Annotated in this window: 18 protein-coding genes; 11 read left to right on the top strand and 7 right to left on the bottom strand. The window is 44.5% G+C overall.

Annotation, left to right across the window (positions count from 1 at the left end; all coding sequences use genetic code 11):
* The first annotated feature begins 32 nt into the window (after window positions 1–32).
* The 9 genes from clpB (at window position 33) to BQ9893_RS04535 (ending at window position 8,286) form a co-directional block, all read left to right on the top strand.
* Entirely contained in the window at window positions 33–2,621 is a 2,589-nt protein-coding gene (gene clpB, locus BQ9893_RS04570; RefSeq protein ID WP_075964928.1) for an ATP-dependent chaperone ClpB, read from the top strand.
* Between the two features lie 111 nt (window positions 2,622–2,732).
* Entirely contained in the window at window positions 2,733–4,439 is a 1,707-nt protein-coding gene (locus BQ9893_RS04565) for a RecQ family ATP-dependent DNA helicase (protein WP_075965412.1), read from the top strand.
* A gap of 179 nt (window positions 4,440–4,618) precedes the next feature.
* Entirely contained in the window at window positions 4,619–4,945 is a 327-nt protein-coding gene (locus BQ9893_RS04560; protein ID WP_075964927.1) for a hypothetical protein, read from the top strand.
* Window positions 4,946–4,994: 49 nt separating this feature from the next.
* Window positions 4,995–5,678, top strand: coding sequence for a YiaD family glycine zipper/OmpA-like lipoprotein (locus BQ9893_RS04555; protein WP_075964926.1), 684 nt, complete (start codon window positions 4,995–4,997; stop codon window positions 5,676–5,678).
* Between the two features lie 214 nt (window positions 5,679–5,892).
* The gene (locus BQ9893_RS04550; RefSeq protein ID WP_075965411.1) at window positions 5,893–6,375 is read left to right on the top strand and encodes a GNAT family N-acetyltransferase; all 483 of its coding nucleotides are present in this window, start codon (window positions 5,893–5,895) and stop codon (window positions 6,373–6,375) included.
* 123 nt (window positions 6,376–6,498) lie between these two features.
* Window positions 6,499–6,648 (top strand): hypothetical protein, encoded by a 150-nt coding sequence (locus tag BQ9893_RS22000; RefSeq protein ID WP_244155087.1) that lies wholly within the window; start codon window positions 6,499–6,501, stop codon window positions 6,646–6,648.
* Entirely contained in the window at window positions 6,594–6,791 is a 198-nt protein-coding gene (locus BQ9893_RS04545) for a GNAT family N-acetyltransferase (RefSeq protein WP_244155083.1), read from the top strand. The genes BQ9893_RS22000 and BQ9893_RS04545 overlap by 55 nt, the downstream gene beginning before the upstream one ends.
* A 178-nt stretch (window positions 6,792–6,969) precedes the next feature.
* Complete coding sequence (locus BQ9893_RS04540) at window positions 6,970–7,623, top strand: DUF4136 domain-containing protein (RefSeq protein ID WP_075964925.1); 654 nt, start codon at window positions 6,970–6,972, stop codon at window positions 7,621–7,623.
* A gap of 33 nt (window positions 7,624–7,656) precedes the next feature.
* Window positions 7,657–8,286, top strand: a complete 630-nt coding sequence (locus BQ9893_RS04535) for an outer membrane beta-barrel protein (RefSeq protein ID WP_075964924.1) — start codon at window positions 7,657–7,659, stop codon at window positions 8,284–8,286.
* Window positions 8,287–8,368: 82 nt separating this feature from the next.
* Here BQ9893_RS04535 and BQ9893_RS04530 read toward each other — a convergent pair whose 3' ends face one another.
* The 7 genes from BQ9893_RS04530 to BQ9893_RS04500 all read right to left on the bottom strand — a co-directional run bounded on the left by BQ9893_RS04530 (window position 8,369) and on the right by BQ9893_RS04500 (window position 13,957).
* Window positions 8,369–9,010, bottom strand: coding sequence for a hypothetical protein (locus tag BQ9893_RS04530; protein WP_075964923.1), 642 nt, complete (start codon window positions 9,008–9,010; stop codon window positions 8,369–8,371).
* Window positions 8,991–9,797 (bottom strand): metallophosphoesterase family protein, encoded by an 807-nt coding sequence (locus BQ9893_RS04525; protein ID WP_075964922.1) that lies wholly within the window; start codon window positions 9,795–9,797, stop codon window positions 8,991–8,993. The genes BQ9893_RS04530 and BQ9893_RS04525 overlap by 20 nt, the downstream gene beginning before the upstream one ends.
* 108 nt (window positions 9,798–9,905) lie before the next feature.
* Entirely contained in the window at window positions 9,906–10,841 is a 936-nt protein-coding gene (locus BQ9893_RS04520; protein WP_075964921.1) for a phosphoinositol dihydroceramide synthase, read from the bottom strand.
* A complete protein-coding gene (locus BQ9893_RS04515; protein ID WP_075964920.1) occupies window positions 10,838–11,521 on the bottom strand; it encodes a CDP-alcohol phosphatidyltransferase family protein in 684 nt (227 codons plus the stop codon). Before BQ9893_RS04515 ends, BQ9893_RS04520 begins: the two co-directional genes overlap by 4 nt.
* Before the next feature lie 17 nt (window positions 11,522–11,538).
* Window positions 11,539–12,045: a GtrA family protein gene (locus tag BQ9893_RS04510; protein ID WP_075964919.1), complete on the bottom strand. Its 507-nt coding sequence runs from the start codon at window positions 12,043–12,045 to the stop codon at window positions 11,539–11,541.
* On the bottom strand, window positions 12,030–12,503 hold the full coding sequence (locus BQ9893_RS04505; protein ID WP_075964918.1) for a phosphatidylglycerophosphatase A family protein: 474 nt from the start codon (window positions 12,501–12,503) through the stop codon (window positions 12,030–12,032). Before BQ9893_RS04505 ends, BQ9893_RS04510 begins: the two co-directional genes overlap by 16 nt.
* 161 nt (window positions 12,504–12,664) lie before the next feature.
* The gene (locus BQ9893_RS04500) at window positions 12,665–13,957 is read right to left on the bottom strand and encodes an inositol-3-phosphate synthase (RefSeq protein WP_075964917.1); all 1,293 of its coding nucleotides are present in this window, start codon (window positions 13,955–13,957) and stop codon (window positions 12,665–12,667) included.
* A 402-nt stretch (window positions 13,958–14,359) separates the two neighbouring features.
* On the opposite strand from BQ9893_RS04500, the gene BQ9893_RS04495 reads away from it, so the two are divergent.
* Both BQ9893_RS04495 and BQ9893_RS04490 read left to right on the top strand, forming a co-directional pair.
* Window positions 14,360–14,605, top strand: coding sequence for an RNA recognition motif domain-containing protein (locus BQ9893_RS04495; RefSeq protein WP_005635197.1), 246 nt, complete (start codon window positions 14,360–14,362; stop codon window positions 14,603–14,605).
* Window positions 14,606–14,712: 107 nt separating this feature from the next.
* Complete coding sequence (locus tag BQ9893_RS04490; protein ID WP_075964916.1) at window positions 14,713–15,963, top strand: LpxZ family protein; 1,251 nt, start codon at window positions 14,713–14,715, stop codon at window positions 15,961–15,963.
* Window positions 15,964–16,038 lie beyond the last annotated feature (75 nt).

The raw sequence follows: 16,038 nt of genomic DNA, 5'->3' as shown, positions 1-16,038 counted from the left end.
AAACAAAATAGAATAGAAAGGAGTATAACTATATGAACTTAAACAATTTTACAATTAAAGCACAGGAGGCCGTCCAGCAGGCCGTACAACTTGCCACCCAGCATGGGCAGCAGGCGATCGAAGCCGTACATCTGCTGAAAGGTGTCATTATGACGGGCGAAAGTGTGACTAATTTCATCTTTCAGAAACTGGGTGTCAATATTCAGAATCTGAATCGTGTATTGGATGCACAGATCAGTTCGCTGCCGAAAGTATCCGGTGGAGAACCTTACCTGTCGAGTGAGGCGAATGCTGTTTTGCAGAAAGCGATCGACTATTCTTCCAAAATGGGAGACCAGTACGTTTCTTTGGAGCCGGTCATTTTGGCCTTGTTTACCGAAAAAAGCACTGCTTCCCAGATACTGAAAGATGCCGGTGTGACGGAAAATGAATTGCGCCAGGCAATTGAAGAACTGCGGAAAGGGAATAAGGTGACCAGCCAGTCTGCCGAAGATACATACGACGCATTGGGTAAATATGCAATCAATTTGAACGAACGTGCCCGTAGCGGCAAATTGGATCCGGTGATCGGTCGTGACGACGAAATCCGTCGTGTACTTCAGATTCTGAGCCGTCGTACGAAAAACAACCCGATCCTGATCGGTGAGCCGGGTGTCGGTAAGACGGCGATTGCCGAAGGGCTTGCCCATCGTATCGTGCGGGGCGACGTACCGGAGAACCTGAAATCGAAACAGATTTTCTCTTTGGATATGGGTGCTTTGGTTGCCGGAGCCAAATACAAAGGTGAGTTTGAAGAACGTCTGAAAGCAGTAGTCAATGAAGTGACCAAATCGGAAGGAGAAATCATTCTTTTTATCGATGAGATCCATACATTGGTCGGTGCCGGAAAGGGCGAAGGCGCGATGGATGCCGCTAATATCCTGAAACCGGCGTTGGCACGTGGCGAATTGCGTTCGATCGGTGCGACGACATTGGATGAATATCAGAAGTATTTTGAGAAAGATAAGGCGCTCGAACGTCGTTTCCAGATTGTCATGGTAGACGAACCGAATGAATTGGATGCCATTTCCATTCTGCGTGGTTTGAAGGAAAAATATGAGAACCACCATAAGGTCCGTATCAAAGATGATGCGATCATCGCTGCCGTCCAGTTGTCTACGCGATACATCACCGACCGGTTCTTGCCCGACAAGGCGATCGACCTGATGGATGAGGCTGCAGCCCGTTTGCGTTTGCAGATCGACTCTGTGCCGGAATCTCTTGATGAGGTTTCCCGCCGTATCAAACAGTTGGAAATCGAACGTGAGGCGATCAAGCGCGAAAACGATACGGATAAGTTGGAACAGCTCAATAAGGAAATTGCCGACCTGAAGGACGAGGAAACGAAGCAGAAGGCCCAGTGGCAAAGCGAAAAAGAGCAGATCAACAAGATACAGCAGAACAAGATCGATATCGAGAACCTGAAGTTTGAAGCCGATAAGGCCGAGCGTGAAGGCGACTACGGACGGGTAGCCGAAATCCGTTACGGAAAGATCAAACAGAAGGAGGAAGAGATCAAGGAAGTTCAGGCGAAACTGAAGACGATGCAAGGTGCTGCCGCCATGATCAAGGAAGAGGTGGACAGCGAAGATATTGCCGATGTGGTGTCTCGTTGGACCGGAATCCCTGTCAGCAAGATGATGCAGAGCGAAAAGGAAAAATTGCTCCATCTGGAATCCGAATTGCACACACGTGTGATCGGGCAGGAGGAAGCTATCAGTGCTATAGCTGATGCCGTACGCCGTAGCCGTGCCGGATTGCAAGACCCGAAACGACCGATCGGTTCGTTCATCTTCCTCGGTACGACGGGTGTCGGTAAGACAGAGTTGGCCAAAGCGTTGGCGGAATATCTGTTTGACGACGAGAACATGATGACGCGTATCGATATGAGCGAATATCAGGAGAAGTTCAGTGCGACTCGTCTGATCGGTGCGCCTCCGGGATATGTCGGATATGATGAAGGCGGCCAGTTGACGGAAGCTATCCGCCGTAAACCTTATTCGGTCGTTCTGTTTGATGAGATCGAAAAGGCTCACCCGGATGTTTTCAATATCCTTTTGCAGGTATTGGATGACGGACGTCTGACCGACAATAAGGGGCGTGTCGTCAACTTCAAGAACACGATCATCATCATGACCAGTAACATGGGATCGTCCTTGATTCGTGAAAACTTCGAGAAGATGACTCCCGAAACACACGACAAGGTTGTCGATGAAACGAAGGTCCAGGTGTTGGAATTGCTGAAGAAGACGATCCGTCCGGAGTTTCTGAACCGTATTGACGACATCATTATGTTTACTCCGCTTAACGAAGAGGAGATCCGTAAGATCGTTACCCTTCAGTTGAATAGCGTGAAGAAGATGTTGTCTCAGAATGGCATAGCCCTGGAATTTACAGATGCAGCTCTGGCGTTTATCTCGGACAAAGGGTTCGACCCGCAGTTCGGTGCCCGTCCTGTGAAACGTGTCATCCAGAAGTATGTCCTGAACGAACTGTCCAAAGAGTTGCTGGGCGGAACGGTCAATAAAGATCGCCCGATCACAATCGACAGCGACGGTAGCGGACTGGTCTTCAAGAACTGATCGAGGATGGTTTGATTGATATATATTTATGTGAAAGGCTCTGCTCCCAAAAGGGGCAGGCCTTTTTTTTATTGCCCCGGATATCCTATCTTTGCAGAAACGTTCGATACAATGCACAATCCATTACAAGTTCTGAAACACTACTGGGGCTATGACGGGTTTCGGCCGGGACAGGCTGAAGTCATAGACAGTATTCTGTCCGGGCACGACACGTTGGCGCTTATGCCGACGGGCGGAGGTAAATCCATTACTTTCCAGGTCCCGGCATTGGCGAATCCGGGTATTTGCCTTGTGGTCAGTCCGCTTGTTGCTTTGATGAAGGACCAGGTGAAGAACCTGCAAAAGCGAGGCATTTTGTCGGCGTTTATCAGTTCGGAAATGCCACATTGGGAGATTTTGCAACAACTGGATAATTGTATCTTGGGAGATTATAAGTTTCTTTATATTTCTCCCGAACGTATTTCCTCCGAACTGTTTCAGGAGAAGTTGAAGACCTTGTCCCGCAAAGTGAATTTGCTGGTCGTGGATGAAGCGCACTGTATCTCCCAATGGGGAAACGATTTTCGCCGTGACTATCGTTTGATCGCGGATATCCGCGACGCCATACCGCATGTTCGGGTAATCGCCGTGACGGCTTCGGCCACGGCTGCCGTAGTGGCCGACATCTGCGAGCAGCTTCATTTCCGCAAAGGATATCGGATATTCAAGACCTCTTTCGAACGGAAAAACCTTTCGTTCGTAGTCCGTAAGACGGACAATAAATTGAAGGAAATCTGCCATATCTTATCTGCCGTACCCGGTTCCGCCGTGATCTACAGCCGTACCCGCAAAGGGGTGGAAGAATATGCCGGAAAGTTACGGGCAGCAGGTATTTCAGCCGAATATTTCCATGCCGGCCTGGACCCGGTTGTGAAGACGGAGCGGCAGACCAATTGGGTGAAAGGATTTACGCGTGTGCTGGTCGCCACCAATGCATTCGGAATGGGGATCGATAAGGGAGACGTACGGTTGGTCATCCATACCGAATTTCCCGATTCGATGGAAGCCTATTACCAGGAAGCGGGGCGTGCAGGCCGTGATGGAAAACGGGCCTATGCCGTGGCTCTGTTGGGGCCGCAGGACATAACGGACATAAAAAGGCGCCCTTCCAATGCCTTCCCGACGATCGAGTATATCAAACGTGTATACGAAGCGTTGTGCAATCATTTTCAGATCGCGGAAGGCGACGGGGAAGGAGTGGTGGTCTATCTCGACGAACCGGAGTTCCTGAAGAACTGGCATTTCGATAAAGGCCGTTTGCGTTCCTCCCTCGAAATATTGTCTTTGTCGAACTATCTTACTTTTGAACCCTACCCTAATTCACAACCCTATCTGCGGTATGACCAACCCCGTTGGACGATGGATCGTTTCCTGAACGATGATTCTCCGGCCGCCAAAGTCGCTGTCGAGGTTTTACGGAATTACGAAGGACTCTTTTCAGCAGGAGTTTTTGTCAGTGTCGATCTGCTGGCAAGAAAAACAGGATTGGAACCGCGTGTCGTCGCGAAAGTATTGGGCTATCTGCGAAATGTCGGCTTCTATTATGTCCCTCCCCGAAAAGAACCCCGGATCACCTTTAAGATGATCCGCGTCCCTTTGGACCGTCTTGTCATTACGACCGCATCCTATGAAAACCGATTGGCGGCTTTCAAAATGCGAATCGAAAAAGTCGTTGAATATCTCGAAACAAACGGCTGCCGGCAGGAGTTTATTTCCGAATATTTCGGTATGGAAGGGACACGTTGCGGGTGTTGTGACAACTGCCTGCAGAGACGGTAAAAGCCGGTTTGGCTAACCCTATGCTTTACGTTAGCTAAAGCATAGGGTTAGCCACCGTAAAGCTATGCTTTAAGGCAGGTGTTTTAGGGCATTCGGAATTGATTTTTGAGAGTACCTGCATGGATAACGAATATTTTTGTTTATGTTTGCAGTATCTATCAACCAAAAATTAAAAAGATATGAGTGACAAAGACGATTTAATTTACGATGAAGAAGATTCTGTAGCATTTATCCAGAACTATCTTCCCCAGGAATTGAAAGGGAAATTCAGTAATGACGATATCAATTACATTGTAGACCTGATTTATGAATTTTATGAGTCAAAGGGATTTCTTGATGAAAATGCCGATGACAATGCTGAAATTGATATTGATGAAAATGAATTGATCGGGTTTGTTGTAAAGAATGCGCAAAAAGACGGCGTAGGCAAGTTCGCATCTGAAGACATTACTTTTATTGTACAAGGAGAACTTGAATATTGCGATTCTATCAACATGTTCGATTAATAGACTGTTGTATGGTTACAATATAGTTTATATAAAGAATAAGAAGAAGATGAGAAATTTTAAGTTGTTATCAGTTTTGCTGCTTTGTATGGCAGTCATTTTTACGAGTTGTGGAACATGGAATAATACCGCTAAAGGAACAGCTATCGGAGTCGGTGGAGGTGCGGCAGTTGGAGCCGGTGTCGGCGCATTGGCCGGTAATACTGCGTTAGGTTCGATAATCGGTGCTGCCGTGGGCGGTACGGCAGGAGCCCTGATCGGCAAGAAGATGGACAAACAGAAGAAAGAACTGGAAGCGACATTGCCGGAAGAAACAACGGTTGAAACCATCAACAACGGTGAGGCGCTGAAGGTTACGTTTGATTCGGGTATCTTGTTTGCAACCAATTCAAGCACAGTCAGTGCCGCTTCCAAGAGTGCGTTGCGTGATTTGGCTACCAGCTTGAATGCCAATCCGGATACGGACATTAAAATCATAGGACATACGGATAATACAGGAAAGGTTGACTACAACCAAACCTTGTCTGAAAAACGGGCAAAGAGCGTATTCGATTACCTGATGGAAGACCAAGGCGTGAGCAGTAAGCGCATGACTTATGAAGGCAAAGGTATACATGAACCGGTTGCCGACAACAGCACCCCTGAGGGACGTGCTCTGAATCGCCGTGTAGAAATCCTTATCCTTCCGAACTCAAAGATGGTGCAGGAAGCACAGCAGGGAACATTACAGTAAGAAATTGCAGAAATCAGAATCATGAAAGGGATGTCCGAAAGCCGGGCATCCCTTTTTTTGACGATAACCACATCCACTTAAACATAAACCGGTAATAAAACATGTTTATCTGAGAAATATCCATATATTTGTATCTTTATGTTTGATAACTATTGATAAACAGCAATTATCAAACATAGTAGGCCTTGTCGCAGGTAATATGAGTGTTAAGAATATGAATACAGATTTTACAATTAGAATAGCCCAGCCGACTGATCTCCTTGAAATCAAAGATTTATTTCAAGATACAGTCCTCAATATAAACAAATTTGATTATTCAAAAGCAGAAGTGGAAGATTGGGCTTCGTGCGGAAACGATATCTCCCATATAAAAGAAATGATTAGGACGCATTATTTTATTGTAGCAACTAATCAACAGTCACAGGTTGTCGGCTTTGCATCCATTACCCAACAAGGCTATTTGCATTCTATGTTTGTTCATAAAGATTTTCAAGGTAAAGGCATTGCTACGATACTTCTAAATGAAATAGAACGGTATGCAACTGCAACAAGAATCATACGGATTACATCAGAAGTAAGTTTAACAGCCCGCCCGTTCTTTGAAAAAAGGGGGTATATAGTAATGGAAGAACAAAAACGGAAAGCAAATCAGCTTTCTCTCACCAATTTTTGGATGGCAAAGAATCTGAGCAAATGAAATAAGTTCAAAAGTTTTGCAAATCGTTGGTTGAAGTATGGGCAACATTTTATTGAAATCAAAAACTTATTGAGGCAATAGGTGAAATGAAGTTCTTACAAGTTTTTAATAATAAGATCGATCTTGAATATTCGACAACTGAATAATTCCGAATATGAAAAGGCTGTCTCTTTGGCACTCGATGTGTTTGTTGAGTGTGGAAGTTCCATCGCAGAGGTATTGGTAGACAATTATTTGATTCTGTCTATGCCGATCAAAATCAAATGCAGATAACTGTCAATTCATCGTCGTACGCTGTGAAGTTCTATGAAAGTTTAGGCTTTTCAAAGACTTCAGAAGAACAGGAAACAGATGGATTAAAATATACCCCGATGCACTACTGTCCATTAAGAATGGACGGCCTTATCACTGGATAATACACGAGATTGTTGTGTTCATTAACAGTCGTTTATAACCGTTCCAAAATCTTCAGACAAGTTAATTAACACTCTTGAAAAGAGAGAATGCAAACCTTTTTTAGTTCATGTTGTTTAAATAGTAACTTATATATAAGTGCATAAATAATAGTATAAACTGTTTTAAACGTTGAATGAGATGAAAAAGATTCTTCCTTTTTTCTTATTGGTTCTTTTACTGGCGTCTTGCCAGAAAGATCCGGACATGTCAAAACTAAGCGATGATTTCGTAGTATTCACAGATCACAACAAGAGTGCTGATTTCGGATCGTTTACAACTTTCTACATCCCTGACAGTGTAATGGTAATCGGTAACAGCGAGAAACCGGAATTCTGGAGTGCAACTGAAGCCGGCGATATCGTCTCTACTTTGGTTAATGGCATGGAGGGCCGTGGTTACACACGTACGATGGATAAAGAAGATGCAGATCTGGGTTTGCAGGTTTCTTTCGTGAAAAATGTAAATTACTTTACCAACTATCATGACAATCCTTATTGGTGGTGGGGCTATCCGGGATATAACTGGTGGTATGGCTACTGGGGTAACTGGACTGGTGCATGGGATGGATGGTATTATCCGTATCCTGTAGTGTACAGCTATAGCATAGGTTCTTTGTTGGTCGAAATGGTCGACTTGAAAGCTCCGCAACCGAAATCCACGGATGCTAAACTTCCGGTTCTTTGGACTGCTTACATGACAGGCTTGTTGTCCGGTTCCGACAAAGTAAATATCCAACTTTCTACTCGTGCTATCGAGCAGGCTTTTGTACAGTCACCGTACTTGAAAAAATAATTAAACGCGAATTAAAAGATAAATTTGAGTCTTATGAAAAAGATGTATAAATCAATAAAATTAATCGCTTTACTTGTCGCCTGTTTAGCGATACCTTCTCTGGCTGGCGCCCAGGTTGTAAAGAACATGTATTTTAATGTCGACTGGCAGATCAACTCTCCGTTCAGCCAGGAATTCTCAGACAAGACAAGTGGTTGGGGGGCACATGCAGAAGCCGGTTATTATGTAATTCCTAATTTCTCGGTCGGAGCATTTATCTCTTATCATACCAACAATAAGTATATCGATCGGCAGACATTGCCGGTAAGTTCTACATCGGCCATCACTTCCGACCAGCAACATTCTATTTTCCAGTTGCCTTTCGGTGCAGCTTTTCGTTACAACGTGGCTCCCGAAAGCCAGTTCCAACCTTATGCCGGTGTACAGCTGGGTGCAAGCTACAGCGAAATGTCGACTTATATGAATGTAATGAAAGTATACGACCGTAACTGGGGTTTCTATGTATCTCCCGAAATCGGTATGAATATGTATTTTACACCTCAGAAACAGATTGGTCTGCATATCGCTGCCTACTATAATTATGCAACCAACAAAGGAGATGTCCTGAGCTATTCGATCGATGGATTGAATAACTGGGGTATCCGCTTAGGTCTTGCATTTTAATGCGAAATTCGTTCTTTTAAGTGTTTTATGTAGTTTATGGGGAACGGGAGGCTGTCGTAATGACACCTCCCGTTTTTTTGTTTTACAGGATTTGTAGTTTGAGGCCGAACGAGAGGCTCAGATAGTCTTTGGGTTTCAGATAACCGTTTCCGATCTTGTTTATCAGATACAGGTCACAGGTGCTGAGTTCGTAAAAGAAAGAGATGGATTTATGCCAGCTCTTTTTTGTGTCTAACTTCAATGTGAATCGCTCTCCGACGAAAACATGGGTACGGATGCGGGTGGAGAACCAGTAATAGCCTTGCGGATATTTGTCCGGCTGTTTGCCCCAGAAGTCACGATCTAAAAGAGTATTGATATAGACACCGCAGGCGAGAGGTTCGAAAGACAACTTGTCGGCGATATGGATGTTCCAGGGGTAATAATTCTGTTTGAGCGTAAGGGTTGCCATAGCATGATGGTCCGAGTTGCGGGGAACTATTCCCAAATATAGATCTGTTTCCCAGTGATTGCGATAATAATTCCAACCTGTTCCGAGTGAAAGCATACCCATTGATCCGGCAAACTGTAGTTTGGTATAACGGGGAATGAGTTTCTCCCATCTGGATATATATTTCTCCACACGTTTTTTATATCGCACATCATCCTCGATTGCCTCCTGTGCCTGTAAGGTGCCGGTCAGGAAGAGAAATAGGAGCATCCATTTAAAAATCGATAACTTCATACGTGTAGTTGTCCGGGGTTAGGGTGAATAATATGTAGTTGCGTTTGGCTATATTGCTACAACCATAGTAGATGATCCCGTCGTCGAAAATATCCTCCACTTGTAACTGATGGTTATGAGCATTCAGACAGAACTGCAAAGAGGGGAATTCACGGATATATAGTTGGAATACGTCTTTTATGTTATTATCGAACTGTTCGCTTCCGGGGCGTGCATGCATGGCGACGACCGTACGGCTGTAATGGCGGGTGCTGTCTTGCAGTTCCTCTTTCAGGAAACCGAAATCGGGAACAGGGTGGGAGTAGTCGTATTCGATTGCATTGGTGTTGAGACAAACGAATTTGACATCCCGGACGATAAAGGAAAAGTTTTCTGCTCCAAACAATTTGTTGAAAACCTGGTCGCCATTACCGATTACGTCATGGTTACCGATCAATCCGACGTACGGGATATCGAGCTTCGATAATATATCGACGGCCCACTCGTATTCTTTCTTCATGCCGAACTCGGTGTAGTCTCCTCCGTGTATGATGAAATCGATACTGTCTTTTTTAGTATTGATATGTTTTACGAAATCTTCCGTCTCATCATAACTACGCTGGGTGTCGCCTATCAGGACGAAGCGGATCGTATCTTTATCTTTTGTTGCTGCCTCGATAAGCGGGATGTTGTGACCGTTGATATCGCGTTCGGAAATGGTGAGTCGGCCGTCATACGGATGGTAATCGATCAAGTCGCATGCAGACAAGAGTATGCACAGGAATAATGGTAGAGTTTGTTTATACATGACATCCTAACTTTTATTTGTGGCAAAGTTAAGATGTCATGCTATTTCAAAAAAGGTCGGGATGCAATGAATAATGTGCCAATGTGAAGAAACTCTTTAATTGGTACATTATTTAATGTAGTTATAATACTGGTTGAAGAAGTTTTTGAACCAGCCTGTCTTCATCAATCCTTTCTCGAAAAGTAAGATTCCTAAAAGAGCACAACAAATACCCAATGTTACATCTATAATATAATGATGTGAGGTGTAAACTGCTGTTCCCCAAATTCCCACCATGATGATGGCAAACAGAACAATCACAAATTTATTGCATCTATTGATAATCGCATAACATAGTGCCACAACCATATATGCGGCATGTAATGATGGAACTGCCGCGAATACGTTCGCGTTGCGGCCATAGATGGAATCGAAGATCGAGAGGCCGGTCAATGCGTCGAACCTGCCGAGTCCGGCAACATTGCCCGGAGTGTCGAGTATCGGTTCGAAGCCATAATTGATCGCATACCAAGGTGGTGCTGCCGGATGAATATAATACCCTGCAAAACCGATCAGGTTGACAAACAAGAATACCATCGAGAAACGGAGATACAAATTACGTTCTCCCTTGAGATAGAGCCACAACCCGAAGGCGATCGGAACAGGAACCCAGCAGAGATAAAATACACCTGCAAGGAAGTCTGCTATCTGGCAATTATGGATTGCGAAATACTCGCAAGGAATCAGGATATTCCCATTGTCGTTTATGCCGAACAAGCTTTTTTCCAGATTATACAGGCCTTCCACATCGATCGGGTTCGCCTCGTAGTTTGGGAAAACACGCATCCAGTCGTATGAAATGCCGAAAAGAGCGAACGGCAACAAGGCAACAGCCAACTTACGGGTTGTCTTGCCGGCGAAGAAGAGGAGCAGGTACAGGCCGACCATGAATACATGCTCCGGGCGTAGTCCGATGCATACGGCTGTCAGCAAAAGAAACAACGCTGCCAGGCCGATAACAGTTCCAGCCTCCTTCTTTGACGGGAGTACAATAGTCTCTTTCATTCGTTGCCTTTGCTGCTCAATAGTTTACGACAATGGTTCAGGCGTGCGAATGCCGTGATGTTGGAGAATATCGCAACGATTAGCAAAGGAATGACGAATATCATGATCGGTTCGAATGTCTCGTTGTTTTCCAGCATAGGAGCAAAGATTCCACAGCAAAGGGCGCCTAATCCGGTCAGCACCACACGTTCGGGGCGTTGCATGAAGCCCACTTTGCATTCAAGTCCCAACCCTTCGGCACGAGCGCGGACGTAGCTTACCATCAGCGAGCCGATCAAAGCGACAAAAGCAACGATCGAACTGATTACATATCCTTGATTGATCAGGTAGAAACAGATTCCGAAGAAAACTGTCAGTTCACTATAGCGGTCCAGTACAGAATCGTACAAAGCTCCGAACGTGGAACTCATTTTTCCGATACGCGCCACCTGCCCGTCCATCATGTCGAACAGCCCGGCAAACAGGATGATGCCGCCACCCCAACCGATATAGTTGAAATCACCTCGCTCTCCCTTCATTCCTGCATAAAGGAATATGCAGGCAGCCACAATATTCAGGATTAATCCTGTCGTCGTAATAAAATTGGGGGTAATTCCAATTTTAATCATTCCATGTACGATCGGGTTGATGATCTTGTAGATCGTCTGTTGCAACCAATCTCTAAAAACTTTGAATTTCATATTTTACTATTTTGTTTTTATTTTGAGTTCACTCTCTGGAAACGGCCTCTGATCCTACAGTTCTTGTAGACAAAGACACGTTGCATATTATAGTTCCAAAGAAATCCGACAAGCAGCGAGACGACCACCTTGGAGAAGACGAACAAGTCGTCGATATAGTGTTTCAGCGTCTCCTGGACCCAGGGACTCCTGCTGATCGTTTCCGTCATGAAGTAGATGCCCCAGGTATTCAGTAAGATACTGCCGATCCAGACCAACAGGTATTTTACCATCACATGCCGTTTCTTGCATTCTTTGGATTTGAATGTCCATTTATAATTGATGATGCAGTTCACGATCCCGCCACAGACAGATCCCGTGAAAGTTGCATACACGTAATAAATTCCAAATAATTTGACCAACAAGATTGTGACCAGAAAGTCTGTCGCACTGGCAATCTGCGAAGAAAATTGGGCTCGCATGAACATGAATATCCCACCTTTCTCCGAAAACGCTCTTGCACTTTTCTTTATCCAATCAACCATCTTGCACCGATTAGGAGGAAGAGGCTATATATCCCAGCCAAAATATCATCCATCATTACTCCGACTCCGCCCTTGAGACTTTCCATCTTGCGTATGCCCAACGGCTTGAAAATATCGAACAGGCGGAACAGTACGAATGCTGCCAGTGCATACCACAGGTTGCCTGCCGGTGCAGCCAGAAGCGGAATCCAGACTCCTACCATTTCGTCTACCACCACCCGCGAAGGATCTTCTCCCCAAACGGGCTCGACTGCGTTTGCCGAACGGATGCCGGCAATCGTAAAAAAAACGACCAACAATGCTGTTATGATAAGAAGTTGGGTAGGAGATACGGCGCAAGACAATGCAAGCCAGATCAATGTAGCTAATAAAGCTCCTGCCGTTCCCGGAGCAAACGGAGAAAAACCGGAACCGAAGCCTGTTGCAATAATAATATGAATTAGTGGAACTTTTTTCATCCTGTCAGTAAAATGTGTGCAAAGTTATAAAAAGAATAAAACTTTCCCCCTTATCCGGGAGAAAGTTATATCGAGAATTCCATCAGCATGGAATTTCAGTTTCATAGGCATGGAACAAAAGTTTCATCCTTATGAAACTAAGTTTGTATTGCCTTGAATTTTTAATCCAGATAGCTGGGCGCTTTTTCCCCGATCATATCGCGCAACGTCTGTTTAACCATTCTCCATTGCTGGAACAGGTCATGTACAGGTTGATGTTCGAAATCATGCATCGGGCTCTTGCAGAAGAACGACAACCAAGTTTGGATGCCACACATGCCTGCACGCAAGGCCAGATCGCTGAACAACACCAGGTCAAGCGCGATAGGAGCAGCCAGGATAGAGTCACGGCAAAGGAAGTTTACCTTGATTTCCATCGGATAACCCATCCAGCCGAAGATGTCGATGTTATCCCATGCTTCTTTGTTGTCCTTGCGGGGAGGATAGTAGTTGATACGTACCTTATGATATACGTCTCCGTACAGGTCCGGGAATTTTTCGGGTTCGAAGATGTTGTCGATGACAGATAGCTTGCTGACTTCTTTTGTCTTGAAGTTTGCGGGATCGTCCAACACTTCGCCGTCGCGGTTTCCTAAGATATTGGTGGAGAACCAACCGCTTACACCCAACATACGGGTTTTGAACATCGGAGCCAACACTGTCTTCATCAATGTCTGTCCGCTCTTGAAGTCCTTGCCGGAGATAGGCACATTCATCTTTTTGGAGAATTCCCACATAGCAGGAGTATCCACGCACAGGTTAGGAGCGCCCATGATAAATGGAGCACCTTCTGCAATAGCAGCGTAAGCATAACACATACTTGGAGAAACAGCCTCCGTGTTATTGTCCTTCATTGCTTTCTCCAAAGCTGCAAGAGACATGTGCTCGTCAGACAGCGGGATATAGATTTCCGTACTTGCGGCCCACAGAACAGCGATACGTTCGCAATTGTTGGCAGCCTTGAATTCACGTATGTCCTGGCGGAGCTGTTCAACCATGTCCCAACGGGTAGCAGCCTGTTTGATGTGCGTGCCGTTCAAACGTTTTGCCCAATTATGGTCGAAAGCGGCCGGCATCGGCTTGATTGCCTCCAATTCGTCTTTTACACCGTTCAGGTCTTTTTCTTTCAAGACTTCAGCGTACATAGCCGCTTCGTATGCATTATCAGGGAAAATATCCCATCCGCCGAAAACGATGTCATTCAGGTCGGTCAGAGGAACAATATCTTTGATCGCTTTTTCTTCTCCGTTTTCTAAACGCATTGTTGCTAACTGTGTGATAGAGCCGATAGGCTTTGCCAGTCCTTTACGTGCAGCCAGCGTACCTGTGATCATAGTAGTGGCAACTGCACCACCTACCCCAACAACCAGAATACCAAGTTTTCCTTTGGCTTCTTTAACTTCGATTTTTTCCATGTCAAATTAAGTTCAAAATGATTGGGGCAAAATTAGGCTTTCTGATTGAGACATAAAAGGCTCTATACCGGCTTAATTGGTCAGAAATACTATAAAATAGGCTTTTTTCACATATTATTGTATCAAAGCCTCTTTTTCCAACCCTTAGTGATTCTAAGGAGGTTCTATAGAGAAAATCTTTTTTGAATATGTCTTTTTTGAATTGTTATGAATTAATTTTTTGTTTTATGGTGCCATATCTATTTTAAATGCTTTTCTTTGTACCCGACAAGCAAAACTGTTTGTATAGCTCTTTATCTCCGACTTAATATTCATAACAGAATATGATTTAGCAGACATTGATCTTTCCTTAAAGTTTTATTGTTTCAAATTTTTTTATTAATTATTTTATATCATTTTTGTATGAATATTTACATTGGTAACCTGAACTATCGGGTTAGAGAATCAGACTTACAACAGGTTTTGGAAGAGTACGGTACAGTTGAATCAGTTAAATTGATCATAGACCGTGACACTCGTCGTTCTAAAGGTTTTGCATTTGCAGAACTTCCTAACGAAAACGAAGCAAGAAACGCTATCGAAGAATTAAACGGGGCTGAATACGAAGGTCGCCAGATGGTTGTAAAAGAAGCAACGCCGAGACGCTAATACAAATAGCTTCAAAGTATATGAACGGGGATATGGATTAGATTCTATATCCCCGTTCTTCGTTTATTCCTTTTTAATTGTTACGTTTGTACTTAAATTTGCAGTTGATGAAAAGTTTTTTACACATTCCCTGTTTGCGCTTAGGCCTGTGTTTCCTGTTCTGTTTGGCGGGAACTTCGTTTGTTCATACACTTCATGCCCAGATTCCGGACCGTGTTTTCAAAACGGATTATCGGATCGATCCGGAAAAGAAAGGAGAACTTTCGGTCGAAATAGATAACCTGAGTTTCTTTAAAGATGATGAGTATGCCGGTTCGTTTATGAAAGGTTATACGTTGCCGGGGCTTTGGTTGCAGGCAAAGGCGGTCTATTATCCGTTGGAAATGCTGAAACTCGAAGCCGGTGTGCATCTGCAACGTTTTTGGGGGGCGAATCGCTATCCGAATATGGCTTATCAGGATATTGCATATTGGAAAGGAGATCAGTATCAGAAAGGTTTTCATGCACTTCCCTGGTTCCGGGCGCAGGTGGCCTTATCCGACCATGTGAATATCGTGCTGGGCGATTTGTATGGAGCGGCCAACCATAATCTGATAGAACCGTTGTACAATCCGGAATTGAATATGCTTGCCGATCCGGAGATGGGATTGCAATTGTTATATAATTCCCGCCGGTTCGATTTGGATGCATGGGTGAATTGGGAAAGTTTTATTTTCAGGAAAGATGTCCATCAGGAAGCCTTTACGGTCGGATTGTCTGCCCGTTTCAAGTTTAACGATCCGGATTCACGTTTTCATTTCTATGCGCCTTTGCAGGTTTTGGCTCAGCATCGGGGAGGGGAGATCGACACGATCCAAACCAATTCTGTCCAGACATTGATGAATGGGGCGGTCGGATTTGGAGGCGTATGGAACACAGGCCATAAGATATTCAAAAAAGTAAATGTGGAATTGGATGCTACCGGTTATTATCAACAGGCCGGTAAGATATGGCCATTCGATAAAGGTTATGGTATATATGTACGCGCGTCAGCCGATATTTATGATTTCCGTGTGAAGACTTCCTACTGGAGATGCCATCAGTTTATATCCATGTTCGGCAGTCCGTTTTATGGAGCTGTCTCGACATCCGATGAAGGTCTTACCTTCGATGATCCTTCCTGTGCCTATTTGGGTCTGGAGTATTCGCGTGAACTGGCAAAAGGTTTTTCATTGGGCATCGATTTGGATATATACGAACATCTGCCTGTCGTTTTTCGCGGTACGGGACAGGATGGCTATAAATCGCCAGCCAAAACCAGTTTCTCAGCCGGGATTTATCTGAGGGTGAATCCGTCTTTCCTTATAAAGAAATTCTAAGAGTTTAATAGCTTTCTTGCTTTTTTGCCCGCTTGGGGCAGGATGAAAAACAGTACTGCAAAAATAATTTGTATT

Source organism: Parabacteroides massiliensis (genome assembly GCF_900155425.1).
In the GTDB taxonomy this organism is placed as follows: Bacteria; Bacteroidota; Bacteroidia; order Bacteroidales; family Tannerellaceae; genus Parabacteroides; species Parabacteroides massiliensis.
Note: the sequence above shows the minus strand (reverse complement) of the source record. Positions and strands in the feature narration are given on the sequence as shown.

Bases quoted from the DNA above. Each gene is read 5' to 3' on its own strand.
- BQ9893_RS04555 (WP_075964926.1), top strand. From the start codon at position 4,995: ATGAGAAATTTTAAGTTGTTATCAGTTTTGCTGCTTTGTATGGCAGTC.
- BQ9893_RS04500 (WP_075964917.1), bottom strand. From the start codon at position 13,957: ATGGAAAAAATCGAAGTTAAAGAAGCCAAAGGAAAACTTGGTATTCTG.
- BQ9893_RS04520 (WP_075964921.1), bottom strand. From the start codon at position 10,841: ATGAAAGAGACTATTGTACTCCCGTCAAAGAAGGAGGCTGGAACTGTT.
- BQ9893_RS04515 (WP_075964920.1), bottom strand. From the start codon at position 11,521: ATGAAATTCAAAGTTTTTAGAGATTGGTTGCAACAGACGATCTACAAG.
- BQ9893_RS04535 (WP_075964924.1), top strand. From the start codon at position 7,657: ATGAAAAAGATGTATAAATCAATAAAATTAATCGCTTTACTTGTCGCC.
- BQ9893_RS04525 (WP_075964922.1), bottom strand. From the start codon at position 9,797: ATGTATAAACAAACTCTACCATTATTCCTGTGCATACTCTTGTCTGCA.
- BQ9893_RS04490 (WP_075964916.1), top strand. From the start codon at position 14,713: ATGAAAAGTTTTTTACACATTCCCTGTTTGCGCTTAGGCCTGTGTTTC.
- BQ9893_RS04565 (WP_075965412.1), top strand. From the start codon at position 2,733: ATGCACAATCCATTACAAGTTCTGAAACACTACTGGGGCTATGACGGG.
- BQ9893_RS04495 (WP_005635197.1), top strand. From the start codon at position 14,360: ATGAATATTTACATTGGTAACCTGAACTATCGGGTTAGAGAATCAGAC.
- clpB (WP_075964928.1), top strand. From the start codon at position 33: ATGAACTTAAACAATTTTACAATTAAAGCACAGGAGGCCGTCCAGCAG.
- BQ9893_RS04510 (WP_075964919.1), bottom strand. From the start codon at position 12,045: ATGGTTGATTGGATAAAGAAAAGTGCAAGAGCGTTTTCGGAGAAAGGT.
- BQ9893_RS04530 (WP_075964923.1), bottom strand. From the start codon at position 9,010: ATGAAGTTATCGATTTTTAAATGGATGCTCCTATTTCTCTTCCTGACC.
- BQ9893_RS04540 (WP_075964925.1), top strand. From the start codon at position 6,970: ATGAAAAAGATTCTTCCTTTTTTCTTATTGGTTCTTTTACTGGCGTCT.
- BQ9893_RS04505 (WP_075964918.1), bottom strand. From the start codon at position 12,503: ATGAAAAAAGTTCCACTAATTCATATTATTATTGCAACAGGCTTCGGT.
- BQ9893_RS04550 (WP_075965411.1), top strand. From the start codon at position 5,893: ATGAATACAGATTTTACAATTAGAATAGCCCAGCCGACTGATCTCCTT.
- BQ9893_RS04560 (WP_075964927.1), top strand. From the start codon at position 4,619: ATGAGTGACAAAGACGATTTAATTTACGATGAAGAAGATTCTGTAGCA.